We start from the raw sequence: 21,286 nt of genomic DNA on the forward strand, positions 1-21,286 counted from the left end.
CTGCCTATAGGAAGTGTCCGGACTTGATTGAGTGTTTGCCGAAAATCAGCGCGTAAGCCGACGAATCACCCAGATGATGACCAGCAGCGCGACGAGTGCGCCCGCGATGGGCGCCGCCCGCTTCAGCAGCGGCTGACCGGCGACCTCCAGCAGGTCGAGCGCCTCCTCGTCGGGGGTGCGGGACGTGCGCAGCGTGCCCGTGGGGTGTACGTCCTCCTCCGGCGCGGGCACCGCGGCCAGGTGCCGCTCCTCCTCCTGCGGGGCCGGCTCCACGGTGGACTCCGACAGCAGTTGGGCCAGGTTGCCGGCGAACTTGTCGATGAGCTTCGCGCCCACCTCGGCCATCACCCCACGCCCGAACTGGGCGGGCCGCCCGGTCACGTTGAACGTCGTCTCCACGGTCACCGCCGTGGCCCCCTCGCTCGGCGTCATGCGCGCCCTGACCGTGGCTGAGGCCGTGCCCGAGCCCCTGGCCTCCTTGCCCGACGCCTGGATGGCGAGCGAGTGGGAGTCCTTGTCGACGTCCTCGAACCTGGCCGTGCCCTGGTAGGTCACCGTGATCGGCCCGACCTTGACCTTCATCCTGCCGGTGAACTCGTCGCCCTCGAAGACGTCCAGTGACGCCCCGGGCAGGCAGGGCGCGACCCGTTCGACGTCCAGCAGCACCGCCCAGGCCTGCTCGATCGGAACCGGAACAGTGAACTCGTGCTCGAACCGCATCGCCATCGATCCGCTCCTTCTCCCGCTGACTGTGACACTACGTCGGGGCGGGGGCGCCCCGGAAGAGGCGCCCCCCTGCACGGAGTCAGGGTGATCCGGCCGCCGTGCGTACCGCGCGGTGGGTCAGGACCTCGGCCAGGTGCCTGCGGTAGTCAGGCTGGGCGTGCAGGTCGGCCGGTGGTGAGGTGCCGGCCGACGCCTCCCTGCAGGCCTGCCGTAGCCGGTCGCCCAGCTCCATGCCTTCCAGGGCCGCCTCGACCGCGCGGGCGCGCAGCGGCGTCGGCCCCATGCTCGTCAGCCCGATCCTGGCCTCGGAGATCGTGCCGTTGGAACGCTTGACGGCCGCCGCCACGCCGACGATCGACCACGCCTGCGCGGTCCTGTGGAACTTCTCGTAGTGGAAGCCCCAGCCTGTGCCCAGCTTCGGGATCTTCACCCCGACCAGGATCTCGCCCGTCCGCAGGGAGGTCTCCAGGTAGTCGACGAAGAACTCGGTGGCCGGGATCTCCCGCTCTCCGTCCGCCGACCCCGCCACGAACACGCCGTCGAGCGCCAGCACCACGGCCGTCAGGTCGCCCGCCGGGTCCGCGTGCGCCAGCGACCCGCCGAACGTGCCCCGGTGCCTGATCGCCGGATCCGCCACCGTGGCCGCGGCCAGCGCCACCAGCGGGCAGCCGGCGGTCACCGCGCCGGAGCGCATGACCTCGTCGTGCGTGGCCAGCGCGCCGATGAACACGTGGTCGCCGCGATCGTGCACGCCCTTCAGCTCGTCCAGCCGCCCGACGTCGACCAGCATCGACGGGTACGCCAGCCGCATCCGCAGCAGCGGCAGCAACGACTGCCCGCCGGCCAGGACCTTGGCGTCCTCGTCCGAGGCCACCGCCTGGGAGGCCTCGGCCAGCGAGTCCGGACGTACGTAGTCGAACTGCGCGGGGATCATCGCCGTACTCCTTCCAGTGCCCGCCAGATGCGTTCCGGGCTGCACGGCATCTGGATGTCGTTGATGCCGAGCGGGCGCAGGGCGTCCACGATGGCGTTCACGACGGCCGGGGTCGAGGCGATCGTGCCCGCCTCGCCGACGCCCTTGACGCCCAGCGGGTTGCTGGTCGCCGGCGTCTCGGTCCTGTCCAGGGTGAACGACGGCAGGTCCGCCGCCGACGGCAGCAGGTAGTCGGCCATCGTCGTGGTCAGCAGGTTGCCCTCGGCGTCGTACACGGCCTCCTCGAACAGGGCCTGCGCCACGCCCTGCGCGATGCCGCCGTGCACCTGGCCCTCGACGATCAGCGGGTTCACCACCTTGCCGACGTCGTCGACCGCCACGTACGAGCGGATCTTCGCCATGCCCGTCTCCGTGTCGACCTCGATCGCGCACAGGTGGGTGCCGTGCGGGAAGGAGTAGTTCTCCGGGTCGAACGTGGCCTCCGAGTCGAGCCGCGCCTCCACGCCCTCGGGCAGGTCGTGGGCCGTGAAAGCGGCGAAGGCCAGCTCCTGGATGGTCTTGCGCGACTCGGTGCCCCGCACCTGGAACGCGCCCGCCTCGAACTCCAGGTCGTCGGGGGAGCACTCCAGCACGTGCGCGGCCAGCCTGCGAGCCTTGTCCTTGACCTTGTCGCACGCCTTGAGCACCGCGACGCCGCCGATGACGAGCGAGCGCGACCCGTACGTGTCCATGCCCTTGTGCGCGATCGCCGTGTCGCCGTGCAGCACCGTGATGTCATCGAACGGCACACCGAGCGCGTCGGCCGCGATCTGGCTCCACGACGTCACGTGTCCCTGCCCGTGCGGCGAGGTGCCGGTGATGACCTCCACCTTGCCCGTGGGCAGCATGCGCACCGCGCCGTGCTCCCAGCCGCCCGCCGCGTAGTTCGCCTCGCCGAGCAACCTGGACGGGGCCAGCCCGCACATCTCCGTGTACGTGCTGACGCCGATCCCGAGCTGCACCGGGTCGCCCCTGTCACGCCGGTCGGCCTGCTCGGCCCGCAGCTTGTCGTAGCCGAACAACGACATGGCCTTCTCCGTCGCCGCCTCGTAGTTGCCCGAGTCGTACGTCAGGCCGGAGACGGTGGCGTAGGGGAACTCCTCGTGCTTGATCCAGTTGCGTTTGCGTACCTCCACCGGGTCCAGCCGGAGCTCCGCGGCCAGTTCGTTCATCATCCGCTCGATGGCGAACGTCGCCTCGGGGCGGCCCGCGCCGCGGTAGGCGTCCGTGGGCACCTTGGTGGTGAACACGCCCGTGCAGCCGAACTCGTAGGCGTCCATCTTGTAGATCGCGTTGAACATGGACGCGCCGAGCATCGGGATGCCCGGCGTGATGAGCATCAGGTAGGCGCCCATGTCGGCCAGCAGGTCGACCTGAAGCCCGCGGATGCGCCCGTCGGCGTCGGCGGCCAGCCGCAGGTGCTGGATCTGGTCGCGGCCGTGGTGCACGGTCAGGTTGCCCTCGGAGCGGGACTCGGTCCACTTGACCGGCCTGCCGAGCTTCCTCGTCAGCAGCAGGCACAGCACCTCTTCCGCGGTCACCTGCAGCTTGGAGCCGAACCCGCCGCCCACGTCGGGCGCGATCACCCGGATCTGGTGCTCAGGGATGCCGGTGACCACGGCCAGCATCACCCGCAGCACGTGCGGGATCTGCGTGGACGTGTAGATCGTGAAGCCGTCGCCGTCGTTGCCCGCCAGCACGGCCCGCGGTTCCATGGCGCTCGGGATGAGCCGCTGCTGGATGTACGTGCGGTCGATCACCACGGGCGCGTCCCTGAACGCGGCCTCGATGTCACCCGAGGTCGTCTTCATGGTGAACGCCTGGTTGCCCGACTCGTGCACCTTCGGGCTGCCCTCGGTGAGCGCCTCCTGCATGTCGAGCACCGGGGGGAGGGGCTCGTACTCGACGTCGATGGCGTCCAGGGCGTCGGCCGCGCGGTAGCGGTCGGTCGCGACCACGCAGGCCACCGCCTCACCGACGTAACGCACCTCCGCGACGGCCATCGGCGGGTGGTCGGGGACGACGGTGTTCTCGGTGACCGGCCACGCGCACGGCAGGCTGCCCTGCTCGGCCGCGAAGTCCTGCCCGCTGAACGCCGCCACGACCCCGGGCAGCTCCCGCGCCCCCGACACGTCGACCCTGGTGATCCTGGCGTGCGCCATCGGGCTGCGCAGGAACGTCACGTGCAGCATCCCCGGTTGCGAGAGGTTGTCCGTCCACCGCGTGCGCCCCGTCAGCAGCCTGGCGTCCTCTTTGCGCTTCCTCGGCCGTCCAACTTCGGCCTCCTGGATGGTCACGGCGTGCTCACCGCCTGTCCCATCTCCTGCGCGCCCCGGCGTACGGCACGCACGATGTTGCAGTAGCCGGTGCAGCGGCAGAGGTTGCCCTCCAAGCCCTGCCTGATCGTCTCCTCGGACGGCTCGGGGTCGTGCTTGAGCAGGTCTATCGCGGCCATGACCATGCCGGGCGTGCAGTAGCCGCACTGCAGCGCGTGCTCTTCGTGGAAGGCCTGCTGCATCGGGTGCATCGACCCGTTGACGCCCAGGCCCTCGATCGTCACGACGTCGCAGCCGTCGGCCTGCACGGCGAGGACGGAGCAGCTCTTGACGCTCTGGCCGTCCAGCATGATCGTGCAGGCACCGCAGTTGCTGGTGTCGCAGCCGACCGGTGTGCCGGTCTTGCCCAGTCGTTCTCTCAGTAGGTGGACGAGCAGGAGCCGAGGCTCGACGTCCTCCTCGTACGTGGTCCCGTCGACGGTGACGGTGATTCGGGGCATACGTCCTCCCTCAGGAGCAGGGGAAAGGCGGACACTCCCGACCGTACGCTTGTGCTATTCGCGGTCAAGGGTCACTTACCGCGAACCGCCCTCGCGATGATCGCAACCAGCCCCGCGAACGCCAATCCCAGCACCATGACGCCGATCAGGACCAGCGGATCCGTGATCGCGCGTGTTACCACCAAAATGCCCAGAACTACGAACAACATGCCGCTGAGCAGCGCCATCCAGTCGGTCCTGTGGAGCTGCGTCTTCATGGCCTCACTCCGTTCGGCGGGCTCGGTCGCCTCACGCGGCACGTCGCACCTCCATGTCGCCGACGCCGCCTCTCAGGTTGAGGACGATGGTGGACACCTCTCCCTTGGGCCGCAACTCCGGCTCCAGCACCTTGTCTCGCCGGATGTCCACGCCGCCGATGATCGACTGGTCCAGCTTGATGTCGCCGACCCTGTTGGAGGCGTGCACCTCCACCCTGACCGTCGGCGGCACGATCACGACCAGTTCGCCCACCGCGACCGAGGCGTTGACCGTGGTGCTCGCCCCCGGCGCCAGGACCAGCTCCGACAGGTCCAGCCTGCCGTCGCCGATGCCGACGTCGTAGAGTCTGCTCGTCTCCGCGAGGCTGAGCGGGCGCCAGGCGGACTCGCCGATGTTCCTCGGCACGCCGCCGAGCATCAGCCCGAAGCCCACGATCAGCACGATCGTGGTGCCCGCGGCCACGAGTCCGGCGCCGCGCCCCCACCAGGCCGCGACCAGCAGTCCGGCGCCGATGGTGATGAGCATGGCGCCGCCGACGATGGTCGGGCTCACTCCGGCGGCCGACCTGGCTTGGACCGCCACGACGATCCCTCCAATGATGAATGCCAGCAGGATGGTGATGACGCCGATGAACGACCTGGGCCGCTGCTTCTTCCCCCTCTTGGGGACCGGGGCGCCGTGCAGGACGGGGTCGTAGGGCGAGTAGCCCTCTCTCCGGGCCGGGTCCAGCGGCCGGTAGGGGCCCTTCGGCGCGAAGGGCTCGCCGTAGCTGGTGTAGTCGACCGCGGTCCTGGGCTGGGGCCGGTAGGCGGGCGGCCGGCGCGGCGGGACCGGGTGCTCGGTGGTCGGGGCGTCCGCGCCTGCCCGGTGCTCGGCGGGCACGGTCTCCGACGCGGCCGGGCTGTCCGACGCGGCCGGGCTGTCCGACGCGGCCGGGTTGTCCGGGGCGGCCGGGTTGTCCGGGGTCGCTGGGGTGTCCGGGGCGGCTGGGCGGTTCGGGTGCTCGGCGGTGACGGCGTGCGCGTCGGCCGGGATGTGCCGTCCGGGCTCGTCGGCCGGGAGGTCTCGCTCGGGCTCATCGGCGGGCTCGTGGGTGTGCTCTTCGCCGGCGAGCGGTGTGGGGACGTCCTCCATCGGCCGGCGGCCGGGAGGCTCAGGGAACCTGCTCGGTGCGGCCGTCGGCGCGGGCCGGACCGGGGGAGTGGGGCGTACGGGAGAGGTGGACTCGGGACCGGCGTGCGGCGGCGCCATCTCCTCCTCGCCCTCGCGCCTGCCCCGGGTGAGCCGCTCGGGCATCGAGCGGGCCAGCCCGAGCAGGTCCACCCCGCTGGCGTGGGCGGCCAGCAGCGACACGGCCAGGAACACGGCCACCACGAGCGTGCCCGTGCCGAGCCAGACCGTCGCCAGGTTGATCGCCAGCCCGAACGCCAGCACCGCCGTCAGCAGCGCCATCACGGCCTCGGCGTCGAAGTCGCGGCGGGTCCACTGCTCGATGATCCCTGGCCGGCCGTTCGGCTCCTTCATCAGCAGGAACGCCGCCAGATACAGGAACAGTCCGACGCCCGAGCCGAACAGCAGCACGGCGAAGCCCACGCGGAAGACCACGGGGTCGATGCCGGTGTACCGCCCGAGGCCCGCGCACACTCCCATGAGGAAGCGTCCCTCGCTGCTGCGTCGCAGCACTCTGGGGGGACTGGGCGGAGCTTCTGTCATGACACCATCGTGGACCTACGAGCGGTGTGCCCGCATCCGGGACACCCCTGACCCGACCCGGGGGTTGTTCCCTGATGCCCGCATCGCCCGCGACGTGTGACTATGGCCATGCTATGGCTGACCAAAAGACACTCGCCGAGCCCAGCGGCGACACACCGTATCGCCGGATGCAGCGCCCCATGGAGGGCCGCCTGCTCGGTGGCGTGGCCCAGGGGCTGGCGACGCAGATCTCGCTTGACCCCGTGGTGGTCAGGCTGATGTTCGTGCTGCTCAGCGTCGTCGTTGACGGGGTCGGCATGGTGGCTTACGCCGTGCTGTGGATGGTCACGCCGCGGCAGCCGTACCAGGGGCAGCCGCCGCAGCGGGACTGGAGCCAGCTCGCCGCGTTCACCGCGATCGGGGTGGCGCTGTCCGCGTTCGGGTGGCTCACGGGGGCGTCGCAGGGCGGCATCGGCATGTTGCCGTTCGCCGTGGGCGGCATCGGCGCGCTCATCCTCTGGCAGCAGGCCGATCCTGAACGCCGCCGCAACTGGGTGAGCGGCGCCGCGCTCAGCATCAGGAAGAATCGCGTACGCACGATGCTCGGCGTCGTGCTGGTCGTCGTCGGCGCCATCGGCTTCCTCGCCGCCGAGGGCGAACTGGCCCAGGCCGGCCAGAGCCTGCTGTTCACCGTGGTGGTCGTCGGCGGCCTGGCGGTCGTCGCCGCGCCCTGGCTGGCCGGACTGTGGAAAGAGCTGCAACTGGAGCGGCGCGAGCGCATCAGGCAGGAGGAGCGCGCCGAGGTGGCCGCCATGGTGCACGACTCGGTGCTGCACACGCTCACCCTGATCCAGCGGGTCGCGCACGACCAGCGCGAGGTCACCCGCCTGGCCCGCTCCCAGGAGCGTGAGCTGCGCAACTGGCTCTACCAGCCCGCCCAGGACGCCGACGTCTCGCTCGCCGCCGCCGTACGCAGGATCGCGGCGGAGGAGGAGGACGCGCACGGCGTGCCCATCGAGGTCGTCTGCGTCGGCGACATCGGCCTGGACTCGGCGGGCAAGCTCGCCGCCACCTTGAAGGCCTCCCGGCAGGCGATGGTCAACGCGGCCAAATACTCTGAGAGTCCATCTATTTCCGTCTACGCGGAAGTAGAGGGTGAAGAAGTCACGATTTTCGTGAAGGATCGTGGCAAGGGGTTCGATCTCGAGGCGGTGCCGCTCGACAGGATGGGGATCAGGGAGTCCATCATCGGCAGAATGGAACGTCACGGCGGCACGGCCCGGGTCCGCACCTCGCTCGGAGAGGGCACGGAAGTGATGTTGACGATGAAGGTGGAGAAGGCATGACGCGCGTACTGATCGTCGACGATCACCGGCTGTTCCGGTCCGGCGTACGCGCCGAGCTGGGCGACTCGATCGAGGTCGTGGGCGAGGCCGAGGACGTGGATACGGCCGTCAAGGCGATCGCCGAACACCAGCCCGACGTGGTCCTGCTGGACGTGCACATGCCCGGCGGCGGTGGCCAGGAGGTCCTGCGCCGCGTCCTGGGCGCCGGCTCCCAGGTGCGTTTCCTGGCCCTGTCGGTCTCCGACGCCGCCGAGGACGTCATCGGCGTGATCAGGGGCGGGGCGCGCGGTTACGTCACCAAGAACATCAGCGGCAAGGAGCTGACCGATGCCATCCGGCGGGTGGCCGAGGGCGACGCGGTCTTCTCGCCGCGGCTGGCCGGCTTCGTCCTGGACGCGTTCGCGTCCTCAGAGGCGCCGTCGATCGATCCGGAGCTCGACTCGCTGACGCAGCGGGAGCGCGAGGTGCTGCGGTTGATCGCCCGCGGGTACGCGTACAAGGAGATCGCCAAGGAGCTGTTCATCTCGGTCAAGACGGTGGAGACGCACGTCTCGTCCGTCCTGCGCAAGCTCCAGCTCTCCAACCGCCACGAGCTCTCCCGCTGGGCCACCGCCCGCCGCCTGGTCTGACCGCACGGCTGGGGGCGAGCGGCTCGATCAGAGCTTTTCGAGCGGCGCGTACGCCAGCAGCAGCGTCTTCTCCCCGCCACTACCGAAGTCGATCTTGACTTTGGTCTTCTCGGCCACCCCGTCCACGGCCACCACCGTGCCCAGCCCGAACGCGTCGTGCGAGACCCGGTCGCCGGGCGTGAGCGAGGGCACCGTGCGCCCGCCACCGCTCTTCGGCGCCGGCCGGGCGGCGGGCTCCCGCCGGGTGGCCGCGCTCCAGGCCGACTTCTCCGGATCGGTACGCCAGTCGACGAGCTGCCCGGGGACCTCGTTCACGAACCGCGAAGCCGGGTTGAACGACGGCGACCCCCACGAGCTGCGCACAGCCGCCCGCGTGAGGTAGAGCCGCTGCTGCGCCCTGGTGATCCCCACGTAGGCCAGCCGCCGCTCCTCCTCCAGCTCCTTGGGCTCGCCCAGTGACCGGATGTGCGGAAAGACCCCGTCCTCCATCGCCGTGAGGAAGACGACGGGGAACTCCAGGCCCTTGGCCGTGTGCAGGGTCATCAGCGTGACGACCCCCTGCCCGCCGTCCGCGTCGGGGATCTGGTCGGCGTCGGCCACCAGCGACACCTGCTCAAGGAACTCCACCAGCGTCCCCTCCGGATTGGCCTCCTCGAACTCGGATGCGACGGAGATGAGCTCGTTGAGGTTTTCCAGCCGGGACTCGTCCTGCGGATCCTCCGACGCCTCCAACTCGGCGCGGTAGCCGGTGGCCACCAGCACCTCCTCGGCCAGCGCCGACGGCGGCATGCCCGCGGCCTTGGCGATCAGCTCCTCCAGCATGGCGACGAACTCGTGCACGGCGTTGAGCGAGCGCGTCGCCATGCCATACGCCTCGTCGGCCCGGCGCAGCGCGTCCCAGAACGAGATCCGCTCCCGCGACGACAGCGCCTCGATCGTCGCCTCGGCGCGCTCGCCGATGCCGCGCTTGGGCACGTTGAGAATGCGCCGCAGCGACACCACGTCGGCCGGGTTGGCCAGCACCCGCAGGTAGGCCAGCAGGTCCTTGACCTCCTTGCGCTCGTAGAAGCGCACACCCCCGACCACCTTGTACGGCAGCCCGGTGCGGATGAAGATCTCCTCGAACACGCGCGAGGCGGCGTTGGTCCGGTAGAAGACCGCGACGTCGCCGGGCTTGACGTCCTCCTCGTCGCTGAGCCTGTCGACCTCCTGCGCCACGAACATGGCCTCGTCGTGCTCGTTGTCCGCGACGTATCCCACGATCTTGGGGCCGTCACCCTGGTCGGACCAGAGGTTCTTCGGCTTGCGCGACTCGTTGCGCGAGATGACGGCGTTGGCGGCGGCCAGAATGTTCTGAGTGGAGCGGTAGTTCTGCTCCAGCAGGATGGTCCTGGCGTCGGGGTAGTCGCGCTCGAACTCCAGGATGTTGCGGATCGTCGCGCCGCGGAACGCGTAGATGGACTGGTCGGCGTCGCCCACCACGCACAGCTCCGACTGGTCGGCCCCGGCGCGCACCACGTCGCCGTCCGCCGTGCGCAACTCGGGATGCCCCACCAGCTCCCTGATCAGGATGTATTGCGCGTGGTTGGTGTCCTGGTATTCGTCGACCAGCACATGCCTGAACCGCATCCGGTAGTGCTCGGCCACCTCGGGGAAGAGCTGGAACAACGTCACCGTGTTCATGATGATGTCGTCGAAGTCCATCGCGCCGGCCTCGGTCAGCTTGAGCTGATAGGCCTTGTACGCCTGCGCGAGCGTCTTCTCCAGATGCGAGCCCGCCTTGTCGATCGCGGTCTCGTAGTCGATCAGCTCGTTCTTGAAGTTGCTGACCTGCGCGGAGAAGGATCGCGGCGGATAGCGCTTCGGATCGAGGTCCATCTCCCTGCAGACCATCGCCATGAGCCGCTGCGAGTCGGCCTGGTCGTAGATCGAGAAGCTGGACGGGAACCCCAGCCGCTTGGCCTCCCGCCGCAGGATCCGCATGCACGCGCTGTGGAACGTCATCACCCACATCGCCTTGGAACGCGGCCCGACCAGCTTGTCGATGCGGTCCTTCATCTCGCGCGCGGCCTTGTTGGTGAAGGTGATCGCCAGGATCTCGCCCGGATGCACCTTGCGCTCGGCCAGCAGGTAGGCGATGCGATGGGTGAGCACCCGCGTCTTCCCTGATCCTGCCCCCGCCACGATGAGCAGCGGGCTGCCATGATGGATCACGGCCTCGCGCTGCTGTGGGTTGAGACCGTCGAGCAAGGGGTGGTCAACAGAGACTTGGGTCGGCACCTACCTAGGTTATGACCCTCCACCGACAAACGGCGCCCGGAATGCCATCGACGGGGCACCGGTTGTGTTCCACGGATGGTCCAGAAAAGGGGAGACATGCTGCCGGAAGCCGAGATCAACCGCGTACTCGTCGTGACCGCTCACCCGGACGACGCCGATTTCGCATCTGCGGGGAGCGTGGCGCTGTTCGTCGACAGGGGTGTGGAGGTCACGTACCTGCTGGCCACGGATGGTGACGCGGGGGGTAACGAGCGCACTCTCGACAACTCCGGCATGGCCGCGCTCCGCCGGACCGAGCAGCTGGCCGCCGCCAAGGCGGTCGGCGTGACGGACGTCCGATTCCTCGGCTACTCGGATGGCCAGGTGGTCCCCTCGCTCGATCTGCGGCGCGACATCGCCCGGGTGATCCGCCAGGTCAGGCCGGACCTGGTCATCACGCACCACCCCGACCGCAACTACGTGTTCGTCGCCCCCAGCCATCCCGACCACCGCGCCGTGGGCGGCGCCGCCCTGGACGCCGTCTACCCCGACGCCCGCAACCCGTACGCCTTCCCTGAGCTGGTCGAGGAGGAGGGTCTGGAGGCGTGGACCGTACGCGAGGTGTGGCTGAACGGCGGCTCCACCCCCAACCACTGGGTGGACATCACCGACGCCATGGACCGCAAGCTCGCGGCCTTGCAGTCGCATGTGAGCCAGGTGTCACACAACGAGGGCTTCGCGGAATTCGTCAAATCCCGCTTCGCGGCCTGGGCCGAACAGGCCGGCTTCCCCAAGGGCCACTATGCAGAGGGCTTCCAGGTCGTCCCCACGGCCTGAGCCGGTCAGGGGGCCCGAGTCGGTTTGAGTACGGGCCCGAGCAGACCAGGCACGGGCCTGAGCCGGTCAGGGCACGGAACCGGGCGGCACCACCCAGAGCGACGGCTGCCCGGTGACCTCCATCGACAGCAGGCGCAAGCCCGCACGCAGATGAGGCAGACCACGCCCGTGGCTACCACGCATCCTTCGTGATCTCCGGATCCAGCAGATCGGTGTTGTCCCGGGTGCGCCAGAACTCGAACGCTTCGATCGCGCTGGCTCTTTCCTCGTCTCTGTCGACGACCGCCTGCAGCGCGGCGCGAACCGTCTCCTCAATGGTGGGCGCCCCCAGTCGCTGCTGCGCGGCTTCCAGGAGCCCCTTGTCGATATCGACCACCAAGCGCATACAACCTCCCGTATATCAGAATTCGTGGTCTTGATATACGCACTTCCCAAGCCGGTACTGAGTCCGGGATGTGCGTCCCGGCGAAGTTAGAGCATCGAAACGATATTTCTCTGGAACGCTCCATGATCGGGTGGCGGATCTTCGCCCGGCTTGTAAGGATCCTCATCCCCGGGAGGATTCGAGCGTCGGCCCACAGGACGGATGCGGCGTGTGGTGCTTATTTGCGCTTGGCGGCGATGCGGGCGAAGAGGTAGCCGAGGGAGTTGGTGGCCAGGTGCAGCATGGCCGGGGTCAGGAGGCCGTTGCGGCGGCGTAGCTCGCAGAACAGCACCCCGGCCGCCGCCGTGGACACCACGCTCCCAGCCACGACCCGCGCGGTGTCGAGGTGGCCGGGGGACTCGCCCGCCGTCAGGGAGCCGAGCGCGGGGTTGGCGCGGGCCATGTCGATGGCCGGCAGGATGTGCCAGAGCCCGAACAGGGTCGAGGAGACCGCCGTGGCGGCGGCCGTACCGTGGTGACGGCGCAGCATGGCGTACAGGGCTCCTCTGAACCCCACCTCCTCCAGCAGGACCGTGCCCAGCGGGACCTGGACGAGGGCCTCCTCCAGCACGCGGGCGCGCGAGAGCGACAGGGCGCGCTCGTCGTGGAAGAGCGGCCTGGTGCGCGGCATCGCGATGCCGACGGTGTAGACGGCGGCCACTGCCGCCGCCAGCGCTCCGCCCGCGACGGCACCGCGACGGCCGTGCTCGAACCCGATCTCCTCCCACGACAGGCCGGACCTGCGCGCCATCGCGACTAACGCGCCCGTCGCGGCGGCGGAGGTCAAGGGCCCGAGGCGGGGGGCGATCTTGTTGTTCATGATGTTGGCGGCGGCGAGGATGGCGATCGACCGAAGCAGCACCCTTGCAGGCTACGTCCCACACCGTTCCTAATCAGTGATCAGAAGTGAGTCTTGGACCCATGTCCCGGCACTGCGCGCATCCCGAACGGTTGTGGATGCACTGGTCTCCCGCGTTCCTTGATTCCTCCGTCCGGGCACGTGCATCGTGTGCGCGGTCCGTGACGGGGCGGCGGGTTTCCTCACGCCCTCGGTCACCGATATCGGCCTGGACAGTCCGATGCCCACGACGATCGCTCTGGCCGTCGTGGGGCGGTGCCGTCCGTCGCCGTATCGGGTGTCCGAGGGCGCGTCGTCCGATCGCGATGCTTGCCGCATCGTGTCGGGTGGTGGTGCGGCGGGGCGCGGCGATGGGTTTCTGCCAGTGCTGTGCACCCCACTGTGAGGTGTAGGCCGGATCAACGGCCACGATGGACAGGTCCATCTCGGCGGCCATAGAGACGAGTCGCGCCTTGAGGTTGCCGGTGGGGATGCCGGAGATGAGGTGCCGGAACCGCTTGTTGCGGCCGTGCTTTTCCCGGGTCTTCTCGGTGGTGAAGTCCAGGTCCTCGATTCCGATGGCGGCCACGCCGGCACGCTTGGCCCAGTGCAGGAGGCGGGTGATGGCGTGCCGGATCTGCGCGTCGCGATGGGTGGCGGTGCCGGAGAGGTCGTAGGAGAAGCGGTGCGGGTCGCCGGTCGGGTTGCCGTGCCGATCGAGCCGGTAGGCGGCGAAGTGGTCGGCGTTGGTGTCCACGCCGATCATGCCGTTGGCCCGCGCTGTCTCCAGCAGGATCGTCGTGACGACAGGGCGTTGCCAGGAGGCGGTCAGGTACCAGCGACCGCGCTGCACGTCGTAGTGGATGCGGTAGGCCATGGCCCGGTTGGCGTTGATGCGGTCGGCCCATTCTTCGCCCCGGTGGGCGAAGGCGACGCGGGCCGTCAGGACATATCGGCCGTGCGTGGTGTTGGCCAGATGGGCATACGGCGCCGGGAGTTTGATGCTGACCTCGCCGTCGGGTGTGACGCGGATGGTCTCGTTGCCGTACCGCTTGCCGGACTCGCCGTCAGCGGCGAAGAACCAGCGCTCCGCCTCCCAGCGCTCCCGCCACTCTTGCTCGGTGAGCTGCGCCTTTTCGAGATTGTGGCGCTTGTTGAGCAGCCGTTTCCCGCCGCGCACCACATGCACGACCCCGGCCTTTTGGTCGGCGCGCTCCCGCTCCAGCCGGTCGGTCAGCGTCGCCAGGCGGCGGGACTTGTGGAACCACTCGTGTTCGCTGCGGTATCCGCCCGGGGCCCGCTTGCTGCCCTTGTCTCCGATGGGCAGGGACAGGCGGTGCATCAGGGTGCGAGCACCGGCCTCAAGGCCCTGGATGTGGGCGAACTGGCAGCGCCGGGCCAGCGCCCACTGATCGTGGGTGGCCTTCGTGATCGACCCGGCCCAACGGGAGGACGACTGCTTCGTCAGGTCCCGTTTGCGGGCCGCCCACGTGTCGGTGGAGTGCTCCAAGCCGTCCGCGCAACGCTGCTTGAGGTCACGGGAGGCCAGCGAGCCCAGGTGCCTGCCCACCGCGCGGAGAACCTTCTCGTCCCCGGGTGTGAGGTTCTTCAGGCGGTCGCGTATCGCCACACCGGACGGCCCGAGCGCCACGAACGGCGGATCGATGGCGCGGAGCTTCTTCTTCTGCTCACTCATCGGCAGCCGCCGCTTCCAGGGCCTTCTTCGCCCGGTGCTTCGCCGAGCGGCGACCGTACAGGCGGGCGCAGAACGAGGTCAGCACCTCAACCATGTCCCGCACGAGGTCGTCTTCGACTTCACCGTCATCAAGGACGACAAGACGACGACCGGCGGCTTCGAGGGCGGCTTCGACGAGTTCGGTGTTCATCCGGCCCAGCCGGTCGCGGTGCTCGACCACCACGGTCGTCACCTTCGAATCGGCCAGCAGGCGACGGGCCTTCGTGCGCCCGCCGTTCATACCGGAGGCGATCTCGAACTCGATACGGACGACCGTGTGCCCTGCCTTCGCTGCCCACTGGGACAGTCGGGCGACCTGGCGTTCCAGGTCCGCCTTCTGATCGTGGGAGGAGACGCGGGCATACAGACCCACGCCTCCGGTCACGGACGGTGAGGTGTTCGCATCGATGTTGACCAGGATCGTGCGTGGCCCCACTCGCTCCGCAGGGACCGGCAACGTGCCCTCACGGAACCAGCGGTACGCGGTGCGGGGAGCAATTCCCTGCGCTCGTGCCCATTCCGTCAGGTTCATAGACCAGAACACTACACCACTCTTGAACAGCGATGGTCACTCATGAACACTAAATCGGCAGCAGTTACCAACCCCGCCCCACCGCCATCCCTCAAGGACGCCGGGAGCCGACGGCGCGAAGACATCGAGCGCGGGGTGTCAGGGGGCAGGACGCCGAGCACCGGCGTCACGAACGAAGTCGCCGAGCGTGGTGCATTCATTGCGCGCCAGGAACGACGAGTGCGGGCGAGGTGCCGGGCCCGGCCCGGCGTGTTGTGGGCAACACGCCGGGCGGGTCATGAGGCGGCGGGGCTGCGCAAGCCTTTGGGGAAGCGGGTGCGGCGGCGTTCCTGCGGCGTGAGACCGCCCCAGATGCCCTCCGACTCGCCTGCCCGTAAGGCATACGAACGGCACTCCTCGATGACCTGGCAGCCTGCGCAGACCGCCTTGGCGCTCGCTTCCTGCGAGGGGGAGGGGGCGAGTGGGAAGAAGAGGTCCGGGTCGCTGGATCTGCACGCCCCCCGGCGCAGCCAGCTGATCTCCTCCAATGGCATGGGTCCAAGGTAAGGCGTGGCCATGATCGGACACATCATCCTGTGGGTTTACCCGCAAATACATCCCTGGGTCCCACGGGCCGGCAGCGTGTACGACCTCAGCAGCCGCCAACCCCGTCCCGGTAGCCGATCACGAACGACGCCTGGCGTTGTTCCGCCGTGCCGTGGGCGGCCGGGTTGAACCAGTCGTCCGTCGGGTCACCGGCGGCGGCCAGGCTGAGGAGCAGCTCGTTCTCGTCTCCATCCTGCGCCTGGAGCACCCCCGAGCCGACCAGGGCCGACAACGTGCCTCCCGCGTAGCAGTCAGCCTGCAGCTCCGCCTGTACGTTCAGCTCGAACCGGGTCTCGAGCTGAGCCTGCACCGCATGCCCGAACTCATGAGGAATGATCACATAGACCGACCCGTCCCCCATCTCGTTCCACAATGACTCCATCCATTGCTTATCAAAGGCAATGAAATGGCCGAGGGGACAGTAAAAGGCATTGTTCGGCACGGACTCCTCCCCGCCGCAGCTCGGCCCGGAACGGCCCGAGTAAGGGATGAAGTCGGCGATGGGCCGATAAGTCTGGCCGAGCTGGCTGAACTGCTGCTTCCAGAACTCCTCCGCGAGCGTACGCGCCGTACGGATGTCGTCCTCGAACGAGTCGGCTCCCTCAGTGTCCATGGAGGGTTGCCTGACCAGGCCACAGCCCGCCAGCAGCAGGACCAGACCGACGATCAGCGCACGAGTCACGGGCTTCACGCATCCCATGCGTGCACGGACTCTTCGGTACGAATCCGCTCGACGCACCGGAGCCTCAGGGCACGCAACGCCCCCTGCCCCGCGCCGTTCACGTCCATGATGTCGTGATTGGCCTCAGCCCCGTGACCGTTCATTCGAGGCCGAAGCAGGACCCCCGCATATAAGCGAAGACATCGAGCCATCATCATCCCTTTTCCGGATATTTCCGCCCGATCCTCCTGGACCGAACATGACGACTGCCACGCCGTTGCGCATATCACGAAATGTCGCACGCCACCCCCAACCGAGACCAGCCCCCAGCCCGCCAGCTTCTAACCCATCCCCGCCTACGGCCTCCGACCCCGGCCTGAGCCCCCGCATCCCTGATAACCACGGCGCCGCTCCGACTGGGCCGGGTGCTGGTCTACTTCCGGCTCGGCCTTGGGTCCGGCTTTTGGCCACGGAGTCGGCCCACAGAGCGCGCCGTAGCGGCGGCGAGCCACTGAAGGGCTCAGAGGCCGTGTTCCTGGAGTGCCGTCAGCCACCTGCGGCGGGTGGCGGCCCGCTTGGCGCAGCCGTACAGGATGGAAGGGGTTGGGAGATCAGCTGTCGCGGGGGTCAGCCATCGCGGGGGCATGGGAGATCAGCCACGTACGGCGCTCAAGGACAGGTGCACAACGATGGAGTTAGGGTGCTGGGATGCGTGTATTGATCAGCGGTGGGGCCGGATATATCGGCAGTACGGTCGCGTCGGCGTGTCTGGATGCCGGGATCGCACCCGTCATTCTCGACAGTCTCGTGACCGGGCGGCGGGAGTTCGCTGAGGGGCGGGTGTTCTATGAGGGGGATATCAGCGACGGCTCGCTGATTGACAAGATATTCGCCGAATATCCGGATATAGAGGCGGTCATCCACTGCGCGGCGCTCATCGTCGTTCCGGACTCCGTGGCCGACCCCGTCGGCTACTACCGCGCGAACGTCGCCAAGAGCCTCGAGTTCACCGACCACCTCCTGCGCAACGGCTGCAGCCGGATGATCTTCAGCTCCTCGGCGTCGATCTACCGCGCCGGCGACGACCACACGGTCGACGAGAAGTCCCCGCTCGACCCCCAGAGCCCTTACGCGCGGACCAAGGCCGTGTGCGAGGCCATGTTCGCCGACATCGCCGCCGGCCGCCCCATCGACATCCTCTCCCTGCGCTACTTCAACCCGATCGGCGCCGACCCCCGGATGCGTACCGGCCTGCAACTGCGCCGACCCAGCCACGCCCTGGGCAAGATGATCGAGTCGTACGAGGACGGCGTCCCCTTCCAGATCACCGGCGCCGGCTACCCGACGAGGGACGGCACCGGCATCCGCGACTACGTCCACGTATGGGACCTGGCGGCGGCGCACGTGGCGGCCCTGCGCCGGTTCGACGAGCTGGACACCGACGTGATCAATCTGGGCACCGGCGCGGGCACCACGGTCCGTGAGCTGGTCGACGCGTTCAACCGGGTCGTCGACCGCCCGATCGAGGTGACCGAGGCCCCCGCCCGCCCTGGAGACGTGGCCGGCGCCTACACCCGCAGCGACCGCGCCCGCCGCCTGCTCGGCTGGCAGGCGCACTACTCCGTCGAGGACGGCATCAGGCACTCGCTCGAATGGGCGGCGCTGAGAGAGTCCCGGCTCGGTTAGGGTCCCGATCACGGCTGTCCAGCGACGCCGCCAAAGTGCCGGCACCGCCCAAGACGAGGCTCTCCCGCCGAGCCGGCGGGAGAGCGGCTGCCGGAGTTAGCCGGCGAGCGAGTTGATCGAGTTCTCCGGGATGCTCTGCGGAACCTCGGTGTCCGCGCCGAGGTCGTCCACTTCGATCCACTGCGACTTCGGCGGAGCCTTGACGCTCACCTTGGAGCCCCACCCGGTGAACCGGGTGTCGGTGGTGGAGCGAGCCTTGCCGAGGATGCCGAAGTCCATGCCCCAGCCCGAGACGAGCCTGGTCGCCAGGCCCTTGGAGTTGACCGAGAGCTGGTAGTCGATCTTGATCTTGCCGATCACGCCGGTGAGCTTCTGGCCGTAGATCTTGCTCAGCTCGGAGTAGGTGAGCGAACCCTTGTAGGTTCCGCCCTTGAAGCTCTTGGCCTTCGAGACGATGGCCTTCAGCACCTTCGAATCGAAGATGTCGATGATCTGGTTCTGCGTGGTGCCGCTCGCCGCACCGGTGTAGCGGACCCACTTCTTGCCCTCGGGGAGGTCCTCGCTGAACAGCCCGCCCTGGACGTAGCTGTGACCGCCGATCGTGATGACGCGTGGCGGAGTGAGCAGGTCGGCCTTGCCGCTGTTCCTGAGCTCCGAGGCGACGACCCCCGACTTGCCGAACACGAGAGAACCGGTCGTCCTCGAGGTCTGGCTCTTGCCGTCGGACGTCATTTTCGAGGTCTCGGAGATTCGTACCCCATGCCCCGCCACGAACTGCTTCTTCAGTGCCTTGACCGGATCCGCGGGCGCCGCCTGCGCCGGTGCGGCCGTCAAGAGCGCGGCGGCCGCGGTTAACGCCACGCCCGCGAGAATTCGCTTCATACGTTTCCTTCGATTCCAAAAGGAGAGGGAGCAGGGATTCTGCCAATCGAAGATCACGACCATATATCGGCAGTCAGTACGTACGCCGCCGAATCGGTGCGAAGTTAGGCGCGGAGGCCGAGTGGAGAAGTGAGATGAGTGTCACAGAGCGAGAGAACCACCACCCGATGACCTGGGCAGGTCAAGCTTCGGGCTAGGCTTCACTGGCGGAAACGCCCGGCACGCACGGGGTTGCCCGGGCCGTCGAACATCAGTCGGAAAAGCACGGAGCGAACCCGACACAGCGAGTGGAGCGGAAGGCCGAGGACGAGGCAGTCCGCGAAGCGAGTGAGGAGGGCGAGCGACCAACGGAAAGAGGACGGACCCTCGTGGACCTGTTCGAACATCAGGCGAAGGAGCTCTTCGCTGACTACGGCATCCCGGTGCCACGCGGCATCGTCGCCCACACCGTGGAGGAGGCGCGGGCGGCCGCAGTGCAGCTGACCGGCCGCGTCGTCGTCAAGGCCCAGGTCAAGACCGGTGGCCGGGGCAAGGCCGGTGGCGTGAAGGTGGCCGACGACGCCGCCGACGCCGTGACCAAGGCCGAGGCCATCCTGGGCATGGACATCAAGGGCCACACGGTCCACAAGGTGCTCGTGGAGGAGGCCAGCGCGATCGCGGAGGAGTACTACTTCTCCTTCCTGCTCGACCGCGCGAACCGTACATTCCTCGCCATCTGCTCCGCCGCGGGCGGCATGGACATCGAAGAGGTCGCCCACACCGCGCCCGAGAAGGTGGCCAAGGTGCCCGTCTCGGCGCTGACCGGTGTCGACCGCGCCAAGGCCCGCGAGATCGCGGCGGCGGGCGGCCTGCCCGAGAAGTCGCTCGACGGCGCCGCCGAGCTCATCGAGAAGCTCTGGTGCTGCTTCGTCGATGAGGACGCCACGCTCGTCGAGGTCAACCCCATGATCCTCTCGGCCGACGGCCAGGTGAAGGCGCTGGACGGCAAGGTCACGCTCGACGACAACGCCACGTTCAGGCAGGCCGACCACGAGGCGCTCGCCGACAAGGCGGCCGAGGACCCGCTCGAGGCCAAGGCCAAGGAGAAGGACCTCAACTACGTCAAGCTCGACGGCGACGTCGGCATCATCGGCAACGGCGCCGGCCTGGTCATGTCCACGCTCGACGTGGTCGCCTACGCCGGTGAGGCGGTCCCGGGCAAGCCGTCCCCCGCCAACTTCCTCGACATCGGCGGTGGCGCGTCGGCCGAGGTCATGGCCGCCGGTCTGGAGATCATCCTCTCCGACCCCGCCGTGAAGTCGATCTTCGTGAACGTCTTCGGCGGCATCACCGCCTGCGACGCCGTCGCCAACGGCATCGTCTCGGCGTTCAAGCTACTCGAAGGCCGTGGCGAGGCCGTGACCCACCCTCTGGTGGTCCGCCTCGACGGCAACAACGCCCAGCTCGGGCGGCAGATCCTGGCCGACGCCGCACTCCCGCGCGTCGAGCTGGTAGACACGATGGACGACGCGGCCAAGCGGGCCGCCGAGCTCGCTGCGGTAGGTGCGTGACACATGGCCATCTGGTTGACTGAGAACAGCAAGATCATCGTTCAGGGCATGACGGGCGGTGAGGGCACCAAGCACACCCGCCGCATGCTCGCCTCCGGAGCCCGCGTCGTGGGTGGTGTCAACGCCCGCAAGGCTGGCACCACGCATGTGGGCCTGCCCGTGTTCGGCACGGTCAAGGAGGCCATGGAGCAGACCGGCGCCGACGTGTCGGTCGTGTTCGTGCCCCCGGCGTTCACCAAGGACGCCGTCATGGAGGCCATCGACGCCGAGATCCCGCTCTGCGTGGTGATCACCGAGGGCGTGCCCGTGCACGACTCGACGGCATTCTGGGCCTACGCCGTCGCGAACGGCAACAGGACCCGCATCATCGGCCCCAACTGCCCCGGCATCGCCTCCCCTGGCGCCTCCAACGCCGGCATCATCCCCGCCGACATCACCACCGCCGGTCGCATCGGCCTGGTCTCCAAGTCAGGCACCCTGACCTACCAGCTGATGTACGAGCTGCGCGACTTCGGCTTCTCGACGGCCGTCGGCATCGGCGGCGACCCCGTCATCGGCACCACGCACATCGACGCGCTGCAGGCGTTCCAGGAGGACCCCGGCACCGACGCGATCGTGATGATCGGTGAGATCGGCGGCGACGCCGAGGAGCGGGCCGCCGCCTACATCGAGCAGCACGTCAGCAAGCCGGTCGTGGCCTACGTCGCGGGCTTCACCGCTCCCGAGGGCAAGACGATGGGCCACGCGGGCGCCATCGTGTCCGGCTCGGCCGGCACCGCCCAGGCCAAGAAGGAGGCCCTGGAGAAGGTCGGCGTCCGCGTCGGCAAGACCCCCTCCGAGACCGCCCGCCTCATGCGCGAGATCATGCAGGCCCGGTAACAACTCCCAGGACGGCCC

The 21,286-nt window shown here is 68.7% G+C and carries 20 protein-coding genes; 6 read left to right on the forward strand and 14 right to left on the reverse strand.

Annotation, left to right across the window (positions count from 1 at the left end; genetic code table 11):
• Positions 1 to 45 precede the first annotated feature (45 nt).
• The 6 genes from ITP53_RS18225 to ITP53_RS18250 form a co-directional block, all read right to left on the reverse strand.
• Complete coding sequence (locus ITP53_RS18225; RefSeq protein ID WP_195896601.1) at positions 46 to 726, reverse strand: SRPBCC family protein; 681 nt, start codon at positions 724 to 726, stop codon at positions 46 to 48.
• Between the two features lie 79 nt (positions 727 to 805).
• Positions 806 to 1,660, reverse strand: a complete 855-nt coding sequence (locus ITP53_RS18230) for an FAD binding domain-containing protein (protein WP_195896602.1) — start codon at positions 1,658 to 1,660, stop codon at positions 806 to 808.
• The gene (locus ITP53_RS18235; RefSeq protein ID WP_195896603.1) at positions 1,657 to 3,996 is read right to left on the reverse strand and encodes a xanthine dehydrogenase family protein molybdopterin-binding subunit; all 2,340 of its coding nucleotides are present in this window, start codon (positions 3,994 to 3,996) and stop codon (positions 1,657 to 1,659) included. Before ITP53_RS18235 ends, ITP53_RS18230 begins: the two co-directional genes overlap by 4 nt.
• Complete coding sequence (locus tag ITP53_RS18240) at positions 3,993 to 4,475, reverse strand: (2Fe-2S)-binding protein (RefSeq protein WP_195896604.1); 483 nt, start codon at positions 4,473 to 4,475, stop codon at positions 3,993 to 3,995. The genes ITP53_RS18235 and ITP53_RS18240 overlap by 4 nt, the downstream gene beginning before the upstream one ends.
• 71 nt (positions 4,476 to 4,546) lie before the next feature.
• Positions 4,547 to 4,732, reverse strand: coding sequence for a hypothetical protein (locus ITP53_RS18245; protein ID WP_195896605.1), 186 nt, complete (start codon positions 4,730 to 4,732; stop codon positions 4,547 to 4,549).
• A gap of 31 nt (positions 4,733 to 4,763) precedes the next feature.
• On the reverse strand, positions 4,764 to 6,446 hold the full coding sequence (locus tag ITP53_RS18250; protein WP_195896606.1) for a PspC domain-containing protein: 1,683 nt from the start codon (positions 6,444 to 6,446) through the stop codon (positions 4,764 to 4,766).
• Between the two features lie 113 nt (positions 6,447 to 6,559).
• On the opposite strand from ITP53_RS18250, the gene ITP53_RS18255 reads away from it, so the two are divergent.
• A complete protein-coding gene (locus tag ITP53_RS18255; RefSeq protein WP_195896607.1) occupies positions 6,560 to 7,771 on the forward strand; it encodes an ATP-binding protein in 1,212 nt (403 codons plus the stop codon).
• Positions 7,768 to 8,400: a response regulator gene (locus ITP53_RS18260; protein ID WP_195896608.1), complete on the forward strand. Its 633-nt coding sequence runs from the start codon at positions 7,768 to 7,770 to the stop codon at positions 8,398 to 8,400. The genes ITP53_RS18255 and ITP53_RS18260 overlap by 4 nt, the downstream gene beginning before the upstream one ends.
• 27 nt (positions 8,401 to 8,427) lie before the next feature.
• Here the strand turns inward: ITP53_RS18260 and pcrA are convergent, their stop codons facing one another.
• Positions 8,428 to 10,650, reverse strand: a complete 2,223-nt coding sequence (gene pcrA, locus ITP53_RS18265; protein ID WP_195896627.1) for a DNA helicase PcrA — start codon at positions 10,648 to 10,650, stop codon at positions 8,428 to 8,430.
• A 126-nt stretch (positions 10,651 to 10,776) separates the two neighbouring features.
• Between pcrA and ITP53_RS18270 the strand changes: the two genes are divergently transcribed.
• Complete coding sequence (locus tag ITP53_RS18270; RefSeq protein ID WP_195896609.1) at positions 10,777 to 11,496, forward strand: PIG-L deacetylase family protein; 720 nt, start codon at positions 10,777 to 10,779, stop codon at positions 11,494 to 11,496.
• Between the two features lie 172 nt (positions 11,497 to 11,668).
• Here ITP53_RS18270 and ITP53_RS18275 read toward each other — a convergent pair whose 3' ends face one another.
• The 6 genes from ITP53_RS18275 to ITP53_RS18300 form a co-directional block, all read right to left on the reverse strand.
• On the reverse strand, positions 11,669 to 11,881 hold the full coding sequence (locus tag ITP53_RS18275; RefSeq protein ID WP_195896610.1) for a type II toxin-antitoxin system VapB family antitoxin: 213 nt from the start codon (positions 11,879 to 11,881) through the stop codon (positions 11,669 to 11,671).
• Between the two features lie 217 nt (positions 11,882 to 12,098).
• Positions 12,099 to 12,782 (reverse strand): CPBP family intramembrane glutamic endopeptidase, encoded by a 684-nt coding sequence (locus ITP53_RS18280; protein ID WP_195896611.1) that lies wholly within the window; start codon positions 12,780 to 12,782, stop codon positions 12,099 to 12,101.
• A gap of 31 nt (positions 12,783 to 12,813) precedes the next feature.
• Positions 12,814 to 14,454, reverse strand: coding sequence for a transposase (locus tag ITP53_RS18285; RefSeq protein WP_207756088.1), 1,641 nt, complete (start codon positions 14,452 to 14,454; stop codon positions 12,814 to 12,816).
• On the reverse strand, positions 14,447 to 15,025 hold the full coding sequence (locus tag ITP53_RS18290) for an IS607 family transposase (RefSeq protein WP_195896612.1): 579 nt from the start codon (positions 15,023 to 15,025) through the stop codon (positions 14,447 to 14,449). The genes ITP53_RS18285 and ITP53_RS18290 overlap by 8 nt, the downstream gene beginning before the upstream one ends.
• Positions 15,026 to 15,300: 275 nt before the next feature.
• Complete coding sequence (locus ITP53_RS18295; RefSeq protein WP_195896613.1) at positions 15,301 to 15,558, reverse strand: WhiB family transcriptional regulator; 258 nt, start codon at positions 15,556 to 15,558, stop codon at positions 15,301 to 15,303.
• A 98-nt stretch (positions 15,559 to 15,656) separates the two neighbouring features.
• Complete coding sequence (locus ITP53_RS18300; RefSeq protein WP_328814925.1) at positions 15,657 to 16,301, reverse strand: neutral zinc metallopeptidase; 645 nt, start codon at positions 16,299 to 16,301, stop codon at positions 15,657 to 15,659.
• A gap of 678 nt (positions 16,302 to 16,979) precedes the next feature.
• On the opposite strand from ITP53_RS18300, the gene galE reads away from it, so the two are divergent.
• Positions 16,980 to 17,957, forward strand: a complete 978-nt coding sequence (gene galE / locus ITP53_RS18305; protein WP_195896614.1) for a UDP-glucose 4-epimerase GalE — start codon at positions 16,980 to 16,982, stop codon at positions 17,955 to 17,957.
• Positions 17,958 to 18,053: 96 nt separating this feature from the next.
• Here the strand turns inward: galE and ITP53_RS18310 are convergent, their stop codons facing one another.
• The gene (locus tag ITP53_RS18310) at positions 18,054 to 18,839 is read right to left on the reverse strand and encodes a hypothetical protein (protein WP_195896615.1); all 786 of its coding nucleotides are present in this window, start codon (positions 18,837 to 18,839) and stop codon (positions 18,054 to 18,056) included.
• Positions 18,840 to 19,207: 368 nt separating this feature from the next.
• On the opposite strand from ITP53_RS18310, the gene sucC reads away from it, so the two are divergent.
• Positions 19,208 to 20,389, forward strand: coding sequence for an ADP-forming succinate--CoA ligase subunit beta (gene sucC / locus ITP53_RS18315; RefSeq protein ID WP_195896616.1), 1,182 nt, complete (start codon positions 19,208 to 19,210; stop codon positions 20,387 to 20,389).
• Between the two features lie 3 nt (positions 20,390 to 20,392).
• Positions 20,393 to 21,268 (forward strand): succinate--CoA ligase subunit alpha, encoded by an 876-nt coding sequence (gene sucD / locus ITP53_RS18320; protein WP_195896617.1) that lies wholly within the window; start codon positions 20,393 to 20,395, stop codon positions 21,266 to 21,268.
• Positions 21,269 to 21,286: the final 18 nt, after the last annotated feature.

Origin of the sequence: Nonomuraea cypriaca (assembly GCF_015645445.1) — a bacterium.
Classification (GTDB): domain Bacteria; phylum Actinomycetota; class Actinomycetes; order Streptosporangiales; family Streptosporangiaceae; genus Nonomuraea; species Nonomuraea cypriaca.